This window comes from Citreicoccus inhibens, from assembly GCF_019039035.1.
Taxonomy (GTDB): domain Bacteria; phylum Myxococcota; class Myxococcia; order Myxococcales; family Myxococcaceae; genus Citreicoccus; species Citreicoccus inhibens.
The window spans coordinates 152,818-168,613 of record NZ_JAHNZT010000001.1 but is presented as its reverse complement, the minus strand read 5'-3'; the positions used below and the strand labels follow the sequence as shown (position 1 = coordinate 168,613).

Sequence of the window (15,796 nt, the reverse complement as noted above, 5' to 3'; positions counted from 1 at the left end):
TGACCTGCCTCTCATCCTGAAGGGATGGGCGAGCATAGACGCGCCAGATTGGAATTGTCTGAAGCTACCAGCCATTGGCAGGCGTCAGAATCCAATGACAGCCAAAGCTTTCGACGGCACGGCTCAGGGCGTCTCGGTGCGCAGCACCTCGGCCTCGGCGATGCGGTCGAGTCGGAACGGACGGGTCTCCTGGGTGTCCAGATCCACCGCGTTCACGCGCGTCTCGTGGCGGTCCATGATGAAGGACTTGATGCGAATCCTTCGCGTGGTCTGGAGGAAGTTGCCATCCACATACGTGATGCGCAGGGGTTGCTGCTCGAACCAGGCGCGCTCGATGGCCTCGCGCACGGACTTCTTGCTGGGCAGGGAGGGGACGCCCAGGAAGGACAGGTCCTTGAGGCGCTCGAGCAGCTCGCGCTGGGCGGAGGTGGACAGCGCGGAGCGGACCTTGTCGAGCGCGGACTCGACGGTCTCCTCGAACGGGAGCAGCCGCATGTCCACGGCGAAGCGGCCCAGCGCGACGAGGAGCGCCGCCTCGCGCGCGGTGAAGTTCACCGGAGGCAGGCTGTAGCTGCGGTCCAGCGCGTAACCACCGCCCCGGCCTCGCTCGGCGGACAGCGGCATGGACGCGGCGCGCAGCGCATCCAGGTCCCGGTAGATGGTACGCAGGGTGACGCCGAACCGCTCCGCCAGCGCCTCCGCGGTGACCCCGGTGCGACGGCCTCTGAGGTACTCGGCGATGGCGAAGAGACGCTCGGTGCGCTGCATGGCGTGGAAAGTTGACATACTCCTGTCACGCATCGGGCTCAAGGTGCGAGGCATGAGGCTTCCCTTCACTTCCCTCCACGAGTCACGGGCGTTCGTGTGCGCATTCCGGTAGTCAATGGCGCAGCGACCGGCATGCGCGCGCCATCCACACGAGAAGACGAGTGGCTCTGGGGGTGGGACTCCACGCCCGGCATCGTGTCCGTCTGGGCGGAGCCGGACGGTCGCGCGTTCGTGTGGCGGCGGCTGCCCGGCTCGGGCGGACTGGTGCGCGAGGATGTGCGCTTCCGTCCCTGGATGGTGCTGGCGTCGCTGGAGGACGTGGCGCACCTGGGCGCGCGGCTGCGCCCCGAGGCCGAGGGCGCGGCGCCGAACCGCGTGACGTACCAGGAGCTGCAGGGCCCGGGCGCGCTCCGCTATCTGGTCCGCGCCGAGGATGGCCGGGCGCTGACCTCGGCCGTGTTGCAGGGCGCCACGCGGCGGCTGGGCCGGCCGTTCGGCACGCTGCGCGAGCTGGGGCCGGACGTGGTGCTCTCGCTGCCGCCCGAGGAGCAGTATCTCTGTGCGTCGGGGCGCACGTACTTCCGCGACCTGCGCTTCGACGACCTGCGCCGGATGCAGTTCGACCTGGAGACCACCGGGTTGGATCCCGCGACGGACCGCATCTTCCTCGTGGCCCTGCGCACGCCCGAGGGCGAAGCGGAGGTGCTGGAGGCGCACGGGGATGACGCGGGCGCGGAGGCCGGACTGCTCCACCGGCTGATGGCCCGGGTGCGCGAGTGCGACCCGGATGTCATCGAGAACCACAACCTGCACGGCTTCGACCTGCCATTCATCGCGCATCGCGCGCGCCTGTTGGGCGTGCCCGTCTCGTTGGGCCGGGCGGGGACGCCGGGGCTGCGACAACGGCCGGCGGCGCGCGGCGCGGCGCTGGCGCGCGGGCAGGACGGACGTCAGGCCGAGTGGATGCGGCGCACGCGCTTCACGGTGCCGGGGCGCGAACTCATCGACTCACTGGACGCGGTGCGCCGGCACGACTTCTCCTCGCGGGACTTGCCTGGCCACGGGCTCAAGGCGGTCGCGAAGCACATGGGCCTGGCGGGGCCCGAGCGCGAGCTCATCCCCGGCGCGCGGGTGTACGAGGTCTTCCGCACGGACCCCGAGCGGGTGCGGCGGTATGCGCGTGACGACGTGAATGAGGCCGCGGGCGTCGCGCGGCTGCTCGGTGGGGCCGCGTTCGCGCTCGCGCGGATGGCTCCGCGCCGATACGAGCGGCTCGCGGATGCGGGGCCCGCGACGGGCGTGTTGGATCCGCTGCTCGTCCGGGCCTATCTGCGCGCGGGCGCGGCCCTGCCCGCGCACGAGGCCGGGGATGGAACGCCCCACAGCGGCGCGGCCCTGCACCTGTTTGCCGCGGGCGTGGCACGCCACATCGTGAAGGCAGACGTGGCCAGCCTCTATCCCTCGCTGATGCGTGAGTATCAGATTGGCCCGAGGCGCGACCGGCTGGGCGCATTGCTCTCCATGGTGGACCGGCTGGTGGACCAGCGGCTGGCGGCGAAGAAGCGGGCCAGGGCCGCCGCGCCGGGGTCGCCCGAGCGCTACACGGACGAGGCCCTCTCGGCGGCGATGAAGATTGTCGTCAACTCGGCCTATGGCTACCTGGGCGCGGTGGGGCTCACGCGCTTCGCGGATGTGCACGCGGCCAACGAAGTCACCCGCCGAGGCCGCGAGGTGTTGGATCTGCTCTGTCGTGAGCTGGCCGCGCGAGGCGTCACGTTGCTGGAGGCGGACACGGACGGCGTGTACTTCGCGGTGCCGGAGACGTGGACGGAGGCAGAGGAGCGCCGCGTCGTCTCCGAGGTCGCGGCGCTGCTACCGCCTCGCGTCCAATTGGAGTTCGATGGGCGCTACGCCGCGATGCTCTCCCACGAGCCGAAGAACTACGCGCTCCAGCCCTACGCGGGGCCGCTGGTGCTGCGCGGCGTGGCGTTCCGCTCCAGCCGCGCGGAGCCCTTCGGCGAGGAGTTCCTGCGGCGAGCGCTGACGCACCTGCTGGCAGGGGATGTGCGGGGTGTGCAGGACGTCTATGCCGCGACGGTGACGGCGCTGCGCCGGCGCACCCTCCCCACCTTCGAGGTGTCCGCGCGCGTGCGTCTGACGAAGACCCCGCGAGAGTACGAGGCCCTGCGCTCGCGCCGGCGGGAACTCTCCTACGAGGCCTTGCTGGCGAGTGGGCGGACGCACTGGTCGGTGGGCGAGCGCATCCGGGTGTACCGAGCGGTGGGCGGGCGCGCGGGGTTGGTGGCGGACCCGGAGGCGGATGACCCCGGCGGAACCCCCGGCCCCGAGTCTCCGGGCGTCGCGGCGGATCCGCGTGACTACGATGTGGAGTACTACGTGCGGCTGTTGCGCGAGACGTTCGCGGCGCGGCTGGTGCGAGCGCTGGCCCCGGAGGACTTCGCGACCGTGTTCGCGGATCCGGGGCAGCCCTCCCTCTTCGCGGCCTCGCTGGCCCAAGCCAGGCCCATCCTCACGCAAGTACGAGACGTGGACGTGCGCGCTGCGTCCCGCGACTCCGCGATGGAGTCCGAGAGCGCGGAGCCCTAGGCGCGCTGTCCCAGGGCTGGTGTTCGCAAGCCGGACGTGTCCGCTCAGGGATGGCAGGACAAGGATTGCACCACGGTGGAGGCGGTGTTCACCGCGCACCACAGGGACTTGCTGGACTCGTTGCCCCACTTGTCCTTGGCGGTGATCGAGAACGGAAGGTCCGTCTGGATCGCGAGCGTACCTGGGATGTTCCACACCACGGACCAGGGCGCCTGGGTCAGCGTGACGGAGAAGCCGGGGACCAGGCCGCCCGCGATGGAGACGGACTGGACGCCACGGAGGTCGCCCACGGGCTCCGCGGAGACGACGTACGAGCGGCCCGCGCCCTGGACCGTGAGGTTGAGGGTGGGACCGGTGTTGTCCGCCGTCACCGTGCGGGTCTCCACCGCGCTGGAGACCCCATTGATGTCCGTGCATTGAAACAGCAGCGTGTAGTCGCCGTCCGCGCGGCCCGTCGTGTCGACCACGAACTCATAGGGAGGGGTGGTGTCCATCTGGGTGACGACGCCGCCCTCGCGCAGCTCCACGTGGTGCACGCCCTCCGTGTCCGTGCACTGCACGGTGAACTTCGGCTTCTTCGGTTGGGTGTCGTCCCGGGTGATGCCCGTGATGACCGGTGGAGTGAGGTCCTTGACGAACGACGTCAGGACGTTCGCCGTGTTGCCGCACGCGTCGCGCACGAGCGCCTGGAAGGTGTGCGTCCCCGCGGCCATCGCGTCCCCGAACTCCAGCATGATGGAGGGGGTCGTGGGCTGCGCCACCAGCGTCCCGTCCACATACAGTGAATACGGATACACGAGGCCACATCCGTCCGCCGCGCCGACGTTGAGCCGCACCAGCGAGCCGAGCTGTGTCTTGGCGAAGCTCACCACCGGGGGCGTGCGGTCCAGGGGGGCTGCCTTGGACGCGGTCCCCTTGTTGCCGAAGGCGTCCGTCACCTCCACGGTGAGGTTGTGGGCCAGCGCATCCGGGGGGATGTAGCTGGCCAGATACAGCGTGGCTTCGTTCGTCCGCGTGGCGAAGACAACGCCGTCCACCTTGAAGTCCACCCGCGTCACGGCGGAGATGTCTGTCACGGAGACACCCACCTGGAACGGCGCCTCGGTGCCCGCCGCCACCGTCATCTCCAGGGTGGGCGGCGTGTTGTCCACCTTCAAGTCCGCATGGTGGACCGCGACGTTCATGTATTTGTCGAAGACCTTGATGAACACATCATGGGTGCCGTCTGCCCAGGTGGAGGTGTCGAACTCATTCTCGTACGGGGGCTCGAAGATGCTGACCCTCAGCTGGCCGTCGACGCCGAAGTCCACGGCGAGGATTCCGGAGGCATCGCTCGCCGTGACTGAGTAGCGGGGCTGCTTCGGTGTACCGGAACGGAGGACGGAGGAGGTGGGTGGCAGCTTGTCCATCGCGACCGTCACCGTGCTCGTGCCCAGGTTCCCCCAGTAGTCCCACGCCTGCAGTTGGATGGTGTGATTGCCATGGCCCAGCGCGGCGCCCGGCAGGACCACCCGCTCGAACTGCCAGCCAGGCAGCGTCTTGATCTGCGCGCCTCCGTCCACCACCAGTCGCGGCGCGATGGAGTACTGCTCCGGCACTTCGGCGTCGGTGATGGTGCCGGTGCATTCGATGTCCTGGTTCACCTGCCGGCAGCGCAGCGCCGTCTGGGGCGGCACCGAGTCCGGCGCGTAGCCGACGTTGACGGCCGCGAACGCCCGCGCCACGGTCTTCATCCGGGGGCCGTTCAGCACGCCGTCCCGAGCGGTCGCCGCCGCGAGCGCCGCTTGACGGGCCTGCAGGTAGTCCGTGTCCATCGGCATCAACTGCACCGCCTGCGCCCAGATGCGCAGCGCTTCTGTGGGCCCCAGGCCGTCGAACCCCTCGGACAGCAGCTCGCAGTTCCACGGGCTCTTGCTCCCCGTGCTGCAGCCATAGGCCAGATAGACGAACATTCGCCCCAGGGGGCCCGAGGAGCTGTGCTCATCCTCGTCGCCAATGAACTCGAACCACTCCGGATGGAGGGGCTCCAGGATGTTGCGGGACGGGGAGCCCGTCTCCTCGCCCATGTTGATGTGCGAGGGCTTGAGCACCACCTGATCAATGGTCGTCATCCTCGACTGCGACCGCCTCGCATCGCGCAGCAGCTCGGTGATGAAGCCGAAGATGTCCCCCGTCCCTTCATTCAGCCCGGCCCGCTCCGAGCGGATGTTCAAGAGATCCGCGGGGTCTCCCGCCAGCTCCCGAGCGAAGAAGTCATGGGCCATCTCATGGGCCACGATGTCGACGGTCGTGAGCGGGGCCTTGGGATTGACGGAGGGGTAGCGATAGCCGAATCGGAGCGTCGGACTGTTCAAGCTGGGGACGTAGAAGGCGTTGTCCGAGTTGATGTGCACCTGGACGTCGAAGTGCGTGCCGTTTCCCGACGGGCCCGCGCGCCCCAGGAGGGTCTCGTAGACGGACCATGCCAGACCCACGGCGTGGAAGGCGTCCACCGCCGCGGTCTCCCCGTTTGTCCCGAGCGGGTCTCCTCCGCTGAAGGGGAGCCCATCCCCCAGGACCAGGTCTGCGCTGTAATAGGGTTCGTAGGTGCCTGACCGCGGCGTCTGCGGGACATAGGCGTAATAGTCATTGGAGTAGCTGTCCCGCAGCCGATACCTGCCCCGGGCGATATTGGCCACGGACACGCTGACCGCTCCCGAGTAGTAGCCCGTGCCCGAGGCCGTCGTGAGCACGGAGTGCTCCATCGGATCCAGCCTCAGCACCTCGCCGGTGCGTGCATCCACCTGCGCGCTCCACCGCCGAGGCAGGTCGCTGCCCGTGGTGAGCTTGAGCCGGTAGATGAGCCGCAAGCCTGTCACCACCCGCTCGAAGTCCGCGGCGTTCCGAGGGCCGGCGACGCGCGGGGCGGCCTCCTTCCGGAGCTGACGCATCTGGATGGGCAGCAGCACGAGCCGCGTGGATTCGACCTGCGCGGTGGCGTCCTTCAGGGCCGCGAGCGCGGCGTCCCGCGCCTGGGCCTCGGTGAGCCGGGCCTCCGTCTCCACGGCCCCCGTGGGTTGGAACCGGGCGTTGGAGAAGAAGGCCTGCCCCAGCCCTGACTTCACTTCCAGGCCCCAGACAGGCACGCCCCGGAAGTGGAGCTCCTGCCGCTTCCCCTCCGCGTCCGGCACCAGTGACACGTCCCGGAGGTCGAAGCCTCGCTCCGCCACGAGTTGCTCGGCCTGTGTCCGGACCGGAGCGGGCTCGGACTCCAGCGCGTCCTCCGACGAAGTCGAACCACAGCTCAAGCACAATACGGCAAGGCTGCCACGCAGCCAGGTGTTCCATCGCATGGGACTCCCCCTCTGTTGGACGCGTGATGACATCCAATTGGCGTGATTGCATGAATTGCTGCTTTCATGCAATCGCAGTCCAGCGGGGCCCTGGCGCTCCTTCCTGGCGCAGCGCCCCGGCGCATCCGCGAAGGCGCGGTCGGACGGCAGCGGGCTGATGCGCGTGGTTGGGATTCCAGTCGGCAATTTTCTCCAAGCGGGCGCGGAGCGCGGTGGCTACGAGTGCGTGCCATGAACTTCGAGATGAAGCAGGTGGAGGTGGAGGGCTCGCGAGGGAGTGTCGTCCCGCGACTGGGACGTCGAGAGCTGATGGTGTGGGCCGCCATTGGAGTCGCGGCGGGATGCGCGCCCCGAGGTCTGGGGGGCGGCACGTCCACGGTGGGAGCGCCGCTGGACGCGGCGGCGTACCGCGCGGAGCGGCGCTATGCGAACACGCGGTTCGGGCGCATCGCATATGTGGAGCGAGGGCAGGGGCCCGCCGCGCTGTTCCTGCATGGGTTCCCGCTGAACAGCTTCCAGTGGCGCGGCGTCATCGAGCGGCTGTCGCCGTTCCGTCGCTGCGTCGCGCCTGACTCGATGGGGCTGGGCTACACGGAGGTTGCGCCGGGGCAGAGCGTGGCGCCGGACGCGCAGGTGGACATGCTGGTGACGCTGTTGGATCAGCTCGGCATCGACACCGTGGACCTGATCGCCAATGACAGCGGCGGCGCGGTGGCGCAGCTCTTCGTCACGAAGCATCCGGAGCGCGTGCGGACGATGCTTTTGACCAACTGCGATGTGGAGAATGACAGCCCGCCGCCAGCGGTGGTCCCCGTCATCGAGATGGCTCGCGCCGACACGTTCGTGAGCTCGTGGCTGGGGCCGTGGCGGGCGGACAAGAATCTGGCGCGCTCGGACCAGGGCCTGGGCGGGATGACGTTCACGTATCCGCAGAAGCTCGCGGATGAGACGGTGGAGTACTATCTGGCGCCGCTGGTGAGCACGCCCGAGGGGCGGGCGCGGGTGAATGCCTATGCGATGGGCCTGTCGCCCAACCCGCTGGCGGGAATCGAGGCGAAGCTCCGCACGTGCGCGGTCCCGACACGGATAGTCTGGGGGACGGGAGACACCCTCTTCGCGGCGGCAAGCCCGGACTACTTGGACCGGACGCTGCCCAAGTCGCGCGGCGTGCGGCGCGTGCCGGGCGCCAAGCTGTTCTTCCCCGAGGAGTTTCCGGACGTTATCGCCGAGGAAGCGCGCCGCCTGTGGGGCGTGGACTGACGTCTCGCGCGGCCCGCCCGCACCATGAGCGGGCGGGCCCGTGGAAACCGGATGCTCCGCGTGGGCGCGAGTCCTAGGATTCCTCTCCGACTTTGAGTCGGAGGTGTCATGTCACTCATGCGGCGCGCCGCTGAACCTGCTGTCCGCGATGTGCTCCCGTACCGCAAGCCGAAGCTGGGACGGGACTACTGGATCAAAGACAACGCGCTCCCCAACGCGCTGGAGGTCTACGAGCGCAACCTCGCCCGCGAGGACTGGACGCAGGGCGCACCCTGGCGCAACGAAATCTGGCCGGGCATCCGCGCGCCCGAGGCGCTGCTCCCGCCCGAGCTGGCGCAGGTGGAGGCGTGGGTCTGTCAGCAGACGGGCGCACGAGGGTTGACGCAGAAGACGCCGGTGTCCGGCGCGCTGTCCCACAACCACGTGCAGGTCGTGGGCGAGCGCGAGTCCGTGGCCAAGCCGCACGTCGATTCGCTGGCGCTCTGCGACTATGCGGCCGTCATCTACCTGCATCCGAAGCCGCCCACGAAGAGCGCGGGCACGTCGTTCTACCGACTGCGACTGCCGGGGGGCGGGCTGGGCGGGAACCTGTGTCCCGCGGGCTGCAAGAACCTCACGGAGGCCTTCGGCGTGACGCGGCTGCCGGCGGACGCATGGCAGCAGGACGTGGAGGTGGAGAACGTGTTCAACCGCCTCATCGTCTACCGAGCGGACTTCGTGCACTCGGCGACCCGCTACTTCGGGCAGGGCGAGCGGCACAACAAGCGCGCCACCGCCCTGTTCTTCTGGAAGGCCGTGACGTGAGGGGCCGGCGTCAGGGCTCGTTGAAGATGAGGAGCCCTCGCGCCAGGTCCACCACGTACACGTGGCCATCTCCTGGCGCGCGCACGCCAATGGCGCCGTCGAAGAAGCTGGTGGTCCGGAACGGATCCCCCTCGCGATAGGTATTGAAGTAGGCCACCTCGCGGGGGTGCGGCGGAATGGAGACATCCAACACGCGCAGCCCCTGCTGGTAGTAGGCGATGTACAGGCGTTTGCCCTTGAGCACCATGTTGTGGATGGAGAGCAGGGGGCTCCGGCTGTATTCGCCGATGAGGGTGATGTTCGCGGGGTCGGTGACGTCGAGGATGCGCAGGTGCGCTCCCGCCTGCTCGCCGCCCTCGAAGGCGATGGTCCGCCCCCCGAAGGTGCCCACCGCGTTGGCGTGGCTGTACTCCGGATCGAAGGAGTAGCTCCCCAGGGTCTGAACGTGCTCGGGGTCCCTCACGTCCAGCACGTAGTAGCCGCTCTCCATGAGGTTGACGTACAGGCGCCCCTCGTACGCGAAGGCGTCATGAGGAGAAGAGAAGCCATAGGGCGCGTTGATATGGATGCGATTGAGCAGCACCGGGGACAGCGGCTGCGAGATGTCGAACAAGAGCGTCTCGCCATCGGGGAAGGGTGACATGGCGTAGAGGCGGTTCCCCTCCACGAACACCGTGTGCACATCAAGGGGTGGGCCCGAGGGCAGGTTTCGTACGAAGGCCGGGTGGGCGGGGTCATGGATGTCGAAGACGATGACGCCCGAGAGCGCGCTGGCCACGTACAGGGCATCGTCCTTGGCCCAGACGCCATTCCAGTACGTGTCCATGGGGAAGGTGATGGTGTCGGTGAGGAGCGGGTGGCTCGGGTCGTGGACGTCGTACACCGTGAGCCCACCGCCAGGCCGCCCCGTGCTGCCGATGGACACGACGTAGGCGTGCTGCCGGGTGACGTAGATGTCCACCGGGGTGCCCAGGGACACGAAGGTCTCCGAGAGGAGGTGGATTCCTCCCGAGGATTCCTGCTCGCCTCGGGCCCAGGTCCGCCGCGCCGCGACGAACGTTCCCCGGGCGCTGACCTTCCCGTCGTTGCACTGGCCATAGCAGCCGGTGATGTGGCCCGGCTCGGGAGTGCCGCAGCCGGCCATGACGTACTCGCGCACGCCCGCATCGGGGAGCACGCGGCGGTAGGTGGCGAAGAAGCCCGCTTCGCCTAGCTGGCTCCGCGTGAGGAGGGTGTCGTGGAACGTCCCGGTGCCGCCGTCCGCCGGAAAGTCCAGTGTGCCTCCGAGCGATGGGACCCCACCGCTGCTGCGCAGCTGGGCATCATAGATGCCGTGGGACTCCAGCCCCGTGAAGGCGCCGGGCGCGCAGGTGGACACGTCGAAGAGGGCAGGGTCGTCACACGTCGTGGGGCGCGTGCCCGTGGCGGGCTTGAACGTGCACGTGGAATAGGGGCCCGGGTCCACCCAGTCCGTGCGCTCCTCCAAGGGCGTCGCGCTCCCGTCCCAGGGGTCTGGCTCGGTGCCGGCATCGCTCCCTTCCGTGCCTCCGTCGTCTCCCCCGCCCGCGTCCACTTCGCCCGCGTCCCCCGGGTCGAGGTTCCCCGCATCCGCGTCGCCCGCGTCCCCCGGGCCCGCGTCCACTGTTTCTGGCGCGCCGGTGCCAGAGTCGACCTCGGCGTGGGGCTGCTCGGGGCCGTCTCCCGATGTCGGATTCGACGCGGAACAACCGTGCAGGGCGAGGGCGCAGGCGAGCAGCAGCCCACGCCGGAGTCGGGATCCGTTCTTCATGGAGGGGCTCCATCTGGGGAGTTCAGTGGCTGCTCCGAAGAACGCTCGGGCCTCGAGGACTTCTCGGCCCTGGGCCGGTGCGTGGCAGATGCATGTCAAATGTGTGGAGACCTTCACCGCGCAAGCATCCCTCCGGCCCATGGGGAAGCGACTTGCTTCGGACGGGGAGGTTTGCAACGGCGCGCATCGGGGATGCCGTCGCGCAAAGCGGGCGTTATGTCCGCGCGCATGAAAGCGATTCGCTATCACGAGGTGGGAGGCCCCGAGGTTCTTCGCTGGGAGGACATCCCGGAGCCCGTCCCCGAGGCCGGCGAGGTACTCATCCAGGTGCACGCCGCGGGCGTGAACTTCGCGGACACCGAGCGGCGCCGCGGGCTCTACGACGCGCAGGTGCCGCTGCCGCGCATCCTCGGGAGCGAGGCCGCAGGCGTCGTGCACCAGGTGGGACCCGGCGTGGACCCGAGCTGGCTGGGGCGCCGAGTCGTGGCGTTGACCACGGCGGCCTACGCGGAGTTCACGCGCGCGCCGGTGGGGGAGCTCGTCGCGTTGCCGGACTCGGTCTCCTTCGAGCAGGCGGCGGGCCTGCTCGTCCAGGGGCTCACGGCCTATCACGTGGTGCACACCCTGGGGCGATTGGAGGCGGGCCAGTCCGTGCTCATCCACGCGGCGGCTGGCGGCGTGGGGCTCCTGGCGGTGCAGCTCGCGAAGCGTGCGGGTGTGCGCGTCATCGGCACGGTGTCGGGGGAGGAGAAGGAGCGCCTCGCGCGCGAACTCGGCGCGGACGAGGTGGTCCGGTATGACCGGGAGGCGGTGGCGCCCCGCGTCCAGGCGCTGACTCACGGGAAGGGCGTGAACGTGGTGCTGGACTCCGTGGGCGCGAGCACGTGGAGCGCCAGCATGGAGTCCCTGGCGCCCTTCGGACACCTGGTGAGTTACGGCAACGCGAGCGGCTCGCCGCCTCCCGTGTCCGTGGAGTCGCTCTATGCGAAGTCGCTCCAGGTGAGCGCCTACTGGCTGCGCACGCCGGAGTCACCCGAGTCGCGCCGCCGCGCCCGCGAGGCCTTGTTGTCCGCGATGGCGGCCGGCGAGCTGCGCGTCGTGGTGGGGCTGTCGCTGCCGCTGTCCCAGGCGGTGGAGGCGCATCGGCGGCTCGAAGGGCGGGGCACGGTGGGCAAGGTGGTGTTGCGCGTGCGCTGACGTCGCGGCGGGAGGGCGCGCACCGGACACTCCAGCCGTCACCTCATGCACAGACGCGGGCGCGCGATGTCGAGGCACGCCCACCCCCGCGACCCCGGGGTTGAGCGACCTTCCCGGGCAGGGGACATCGGCCCGGGGAGGTAGCACGCATGCTGATGGCGCTGGTCCTGACGTGGGCGCTCGCGGGCGCGGCCGAGCCCAATCCCATCGACGTGGAGAACACCGCGCCGGGCTCGACCCAGTGGCGGTTGGGGCGCGCCGCGGTCGGGGCGCAGTTGGAGGGCTACGCGGGCGCGACCAGCGTCCAACATGGGGAGTCCATCGACGTCCACGCGCGCACGGACGGCAATCACACGGTGCGCTGGGAGGTCTACCGCATGGGGTACTACCGAGGTGTCGGAGGCCGGCGCGTGGCCTCGGGCGGCCCCGTCCCGGTGGGTCCTCGGCCCACGCCCACGGCGGACCCCGCCACGGGGTTGCTCGAATGTCATTGGCCCACGTCCTTCACGGTGCGGACAGAGCCGTCCTGGGTGACAGGCGTGTATGTCATCAAGCTGCTGCGGGACGATGGGCTCCAGTCCTACGTCCTCTTCGTGGTGCGCTCGGATGAGCGCAAGGGCGCGGCCCTGGTCCAGGTCCCCGTCACCACGTTCCAGGCCTACAACTTCTGGGGCGGCGAGAGCCTCTACAGCGACTCGCTGGGCCTCTCCGGCGGACACGCGAAGAAGGTGTCGTTCGATCGGCCCTATGGCAACGGCGACGGCTCCGGCGAGTACTTCGACTATGTCCATCAGTTCGTGCTGTGGGCAGAGGCGAAGGGCCATGACCTCGTCTATGTGACGAACCCCGACCTGGATCGCGACCCGTCGCTGCTCCTGGGCCAGCGGCTGTTCCTTTCGGTGGGGCATGACGAGTACTGGTCTCGCCCGGGCCGGGAGGCCGTGGTGGCGGCGCTCGCCTCGGGGGTGAACCTGGCGTTCCTCGCGGGTGACACGAGCTGCTGGCTCATCCGCTTGGAGCCCTCGTTCAGTGGCGTCCCGCGGCGCAGGCAGGTGTGCTTCAAGGACGAGGCGCCTGGTGAGGATCCGCTCGCGAACACGAACCTCATCACCGTGCGCTGGCGCAACCCGCTGCTCAACGAGCCCGAGAACGGACTCGTGGGCGTCATGTCGGATTCGTGGGCGTTCATCAACCAACCCTTCGTGGTGCGCAACGCGAGCGCCTGGCCGTTCGAGGGGACGGGCCTGACGGATGGAGACACGCTGTTGGCCATGGCGGGTTATGAGATTGATCGCGAGTGGGACAACGGTCATGCGCCCGCGGGGCTGGTGTCGCTGGCCGCCTCGCCGGTCATCGGCAGCAAGGGGGAGCCCAACTGGCATGCGGCGTCTGTCTATCCGGCGCCCTCCGGCGCGTTCGTCTTCGCGGCGGGAGGGATTGCGTGGTCCCTGGGGCTGTCTCACTTCAACTTCGCGGACCTCCGGGTGCAGCGCATCACGGACAATGTCTTTGCTCGGGCAGGGCTGGTGGCGCCGCATCCCGGAGACACGTTCGGCGCGGGGCGCGAGCGCCCGGTGGACCGCACGGGTCAATCCCTGGGCGTGACGACGTACGCGGGCGCGGCCTTCCAGGAGGGCTGGCGCGATGGCCCGGCGTTGGAGGCACGCTTCCGTCGGCCGGTGGGGTTGGCGGTGGACAGCGCGGGCAATGTCTTCGTGGCGGACACGGGGAACCACGTCATCCGAATGATTGCCAACGACGCGGCGCATACGGTGTCCACCATCGCGGGCACGGGCGTGGCGGGCGTGGGCGAAGGGCCTGGTGTGCAGGCCGCGCTGCGCTTGCCGGAGTCCGTCACCCTGGGCCCGGACTCCTGCTTGTACGTGGCGGACACGGGCAACCACCGCGTGGTGCGCATCGCGCGGGATGGCCGATGGACGGTGTCCACCTTCGCGGGCTCGAAGGAGGGGCGCTCGGGGATGGCGGATGGCCTGGGCACCGCGGCACGTCTCCAGACGCCGATGGGGGTGGCGTTCGCGGGCTCGGACCTGTTCATCGCGGACACGCTCAACCACCGGCTGGCGCGCGTCACGCCGGACGGGAGGGTGACCACGGTCGTGGGGGCGCGAGGCGCGGGCAGCGGAGATGGGCCCGGGGGGCGGGCCCGGCTCAATCGCCCCACGGCCCTCGCGTCGGGCGCGGGCGCGCTGTGGTTGGTGGATACCGGGAACCGGGCGCTGCGACGCGTGGCGCTCGATGCCAGCTTCACCACGTCCACCGTGGCGGGCAGTTATCCCGGTGGGTTCTCGGATGGCACGGGGGGCTCGGCGCGCTTCATGCCCATGTTGGGGGTGACGGTGGCGGGGACGCAGGTGCTGGTGTCGGACACGGGGAACGAGCGCATTCGCGCCGTCTCGGGGGGCTGGGTGAGAACGTTCGCGGGGAGCGGCGCGGCGGGGACGCGAGACGGGCCCGCCGAGCAAGCCACGTTCAGCTTGCCCACGGGCATCGCGGTGCTCCCCGGGGGGGACGCGCTGGTGGTCGACCAGGGGGACTCCACGCTGCGCCGGTTGCGCGTGCCACCTTCGATGACGAACGGGAAGGCGCGCTGACCGCTTCGCCCACCGCGGGAGCGAGCGTGCGCTGGGTTCACCGCGAGCCTGACAGACAGGGGACAGGGCTCGCCTCGCGCGGGCCCGACATGGCGCGAGCGCGCGGGGGCCGCACGGAGCGGGAGTCGAGGCGTTAGAGTGGGGCGTCTTGCTCGGGAGGCGGACGCGGAATGACGTGGCGCAAGCGGTTGGGTTGGAGCGTGGGCGGTCTGGTCGGGGGGATGTTCCTCCTGGGCGGAGTCCTCGTCGCTCAGGCGTGGACGGCGCTCGGGAGCAGCGCCACGGGGGCTCGGCGCGAGCGGATGGAGCACTCGCCCGAGTGGCGCGACGGCCACTTCACCAATCCGCAGCCGCTCATCAACGACATGTGGGGCTCAGTGGTGGGCATGTTCCACCCGAGCCCGGACGTGAGCCCCGCCACGCCGCTACCGACCGTGAAGGGCCACCCCGAGCGCTTCGCCACGCCGCCTGAGTCCGGGCTTCGCGTCACCTGGTTCGGGCACTCCTCCGTCCTCCTGGAACTGGATGGCCACCGCGTCTTGATGGACCCGATGTGGAGCGAGCGGGCGTCGCCGCTGGAGTGGGTGGGCCCTCGTCGCTGGTTCGAGCCGCTCGTGCCGCTGGCCGCGTTGCCCGCCATCGACGCGGTCCTCATCTCCCATGACCACTACGACCATCTCGACCAGGGCACGCTGGCGGCGATGAAGGATTGGGACACGCGCTTCATCGTGCCATTGGGCGTGGGCGCGCATCTGGCGTCCTGGGGCATCCCCGAGTCGCGCATCGTCGAGGTGGACTGGTGGCAGTCCGTGACGGTGGCGGGGCTGGAGGTGGTGGCCACGCCCGCGCGCCACGCGTCGGGACGCAAGGGGTTCGACAAGGACGCCACGCTTTGGGCGGGCTACGCGGTGCGCGGGCCCACTCATCGCGCCTACTACTCAGGGGACACCGGCTTGTTCCCCGCGATGAAAGAGATTGGCGAGAAGCTCGGGCCCTTCGATGTGACGATGATTGAAGTGGGCCAGTATCACCAGGCCTGGCCTGACTGGCACATCGGCCCCGAGCAGGCGGTACGGGCCCATCAGCTCGTCCAGGGCCGTGTCTTCCTGCCGGTGCACTGGGGACTGTTGGGGCTCGCCACGCACGGTTGGACCGAGCCCATCGAGCGCGCGCTCGCGGCGGCCGACAAGGCGGGCGTGGCGGTCATCGCGCCCCGGCCGGGGCAGAGCGTGGAGCCCGGCGCACCGCCGCCGCGAGAGCACTGGTGGCCGAGCGTGCCGTGGCGCACGGGAGAGCAGGACCCCATCGTCTCCTCGCAGCTGGAGTGAGCCCCGCGCGCGGCATCGCCTGTCCCTCTGCCGCTCGGGACGCCCCGCCCAGTCGTCTGACGCCGTACCTCCGAGGTGAGCGCCTCGGGCCTGAAGCGG

General features: G+C 69.8%; 9 protein-coding genes. 6 read left to right on the top strand and 3 right to left on the bottom strand.

All coding sequences use genetic code 11. From position 1 onward, the window contains the following. Positions 1-123 precede the first annotated feature (123 nt). Positions 124-768, bottom strand: coding sequence for a helix-turn-helix transcriptional regulator (locus KRR26_RS00650; protein ID WP_120205358.1), 645 nt, complete (start codon positions 766-768; stop codon positions 124-126). A gap of 132 nt (positions 769-900) precedes the next feature. Between KRR26_RS00650 and KRR26_RS00645 the strand changes: the two genes are divergently transcribed. Next, positions 901-3,375 carry a DNA polymerase domain-containing protein gene (locus tag KRR26_RS00645; RefSeq protein ID WP_217078877.1) on the top strand — a complete coding sequence of 825 codons (2,475 nt, stop codon included), beginning with the start codon at positions 901-903 and terminating at the stop codon, positions 3,373-3,375. A 44-nt stretch (positions 3,376-3,419) separates the two neighbouring features. Here the strand turns inward: KRR26_RS00645 and KRR26_RS00640 are convergent, their stop codons facing one another. Beyond that, positions 3,420-6,707, bottom strand: a complete 3,288-nt coding sequence (locus tag KRR26_RS00640) for an Ig-like domain-containing protein (protein ID WP_217078876.1) — start codon at positions 6,705-6,707, stop codon at positions 3,420-3,422. 231 nt (positions 6,708-6,938) lie between these two features. On the opposite strand from KRR26_RS00640, the gene KRR26_RS00635 reads away from it, so the two are divergent. After that, positions 6,939-7,967 carry an alpha/beta fold hydrolase gene (locus tag KRR26_RS00635; protein ID WP_236068166.1) on the top strand — a complete coding sequence of 343 codons (1,029 nt, stop codon included), beginning with the start codon at positions 6,939-6,941 and terminating at the stop codon, positions 7,965-7,967. Positions 7,968-8,075: 108 nt separating this feature from the next. Further along, the gene (locus KRR26_RS00630) at positions 8,076-8,771 is read left to right on the top strand and encodes a hypothetical protein (RefSeq protein ID WP_233576836.1); all 696 of its coding nucleotides are present in this window, start codon (positions 8,076-8,078) and stop codon (positions 8,769-8,771) included. A 10-nt stretch (positions 8,772-8,781) separates the two neighbouring features. Here KRR26_RS00630 and KRR26_RS00625 read toward each other — a convergent pair whose 3' ends face one another. Further along, a complete protein-coding gene (locus KRR26_RS00625) occupies positions 8,782-10,560 on the bottom strand; it encodes an LVIVD repeat-containing protein (RefSeq protein WP_217078875.1) in 1,779 nt (592 codons plus the stop codon). 228 nt (positions 10,561-10,788) lie between these two features. On the opposite strand from KRR26_RS00625, the gene KRR26_RS00620 reads away from it, so the two are divergent. The 3 genes from KRR26_RS00620 (at position 10,789) to KRR26_RS00610 (ending at position 15,697) form a co-directional block, all read left to right on the top strand. Beyond that, positions 10,789-11,757, top strand: coding sequence for a quinone oxidoreductase family protein (locus KRR26_RS00620; RefSeq protein ID WP_217078874.1), 969 nt, complete (start codon positions 10,789-10,791; stop codon positions 11,755-11,757). 149 nt (positions 11,758-11,906) lie between these two features. Further along, a complete protein-coding gene (locus KRR26_RS00615; protein WP_120205364.1) occupies positions 11,907-14,369 on the top strand; it encodes a N,N-dimethylformamidase beta subunit family domain-containing protein in 2,463 nt (820 codons plus the stop codon). A gap of 170 nt (positions 14,370-14,539) precedes the next feature. Beyond that, positions 14,540-15,697: an MBL fold metallo-hydrolase gene (locus tag KRR26_RS00610; protein ID WP_217078873.1), complete on the top strand. Its 1,158-nt coding sequence runs from the start codon at positions 14,540-14,542 to the stop codon at positions 15,695-15,697. Positions 15,698-15,796: the final 99 nt, after the last annotated feature.

Coding starts and splice junctions, on each gene's coding strand:
- KRR26_RS00630 (WP_233576836.1), top strand. CDS start 8,076: ATGTCACTCATGCGGCGCGCCGCTGAACCTGCTGTCCGCGATGTGCTC.
- KRR26_RS00650 (WP_120205358.1), bottom strand. CDS start 768: ATGCAGCGCACCGAGCGTCTCTTCGCCATCGCCGAGTACCTCAGAGGC.
- KRR26_RS00610 (WP_217078873.1), top strand. CDS start 14,540: ATGACGTGGCGCAAGCGGTTGGGTTGGAGCGTGGGCGGTCTGGTCGGG.
- KRR26_RS00625 (WP_217078875.1), bottom strand. CDS start 10,560: ATGAAGAACGGATCCCGACTCCGGCGTGGGCTGCTGCTCGCCTGCGCC.
- KRR26_RS00640 (WP_217078876.1), bottom strand. CDS start 6,707: ATGCGATGGAACACCTGGCTGCGTGGCAGCCTTGCCGTATTGTGCTTG.
- KRR26_RS00635 (WP_236068166.1), top strand. CDS start 6,939: ATGAACTTCGAGATGAAGCAGGTGGAGGTGGAGGGCTCGCGAGGGAGT.
- KRR26_RS00645 (WP_217078877.1), top strand. CDS start 901: ATGCGCGCGCCATCCACACGAGAAGACGAGTGGCTCTGGGGGTGGGAC.
- KRR26_RS00615 (WP_120205364.1), top strand. CDS start 11,907: ATGCTGATGGCGCTGGTCCTGACGTGGGCGCTCGCGGGCGCGGCCGAG.
- KRR26_RS00620 (WP_217078874.1), top strand. CDS start 10,789: ATGAAAGCGATTCGCTATCACGAGGTGGGAGGCCCCGAGGTTCTTCGC.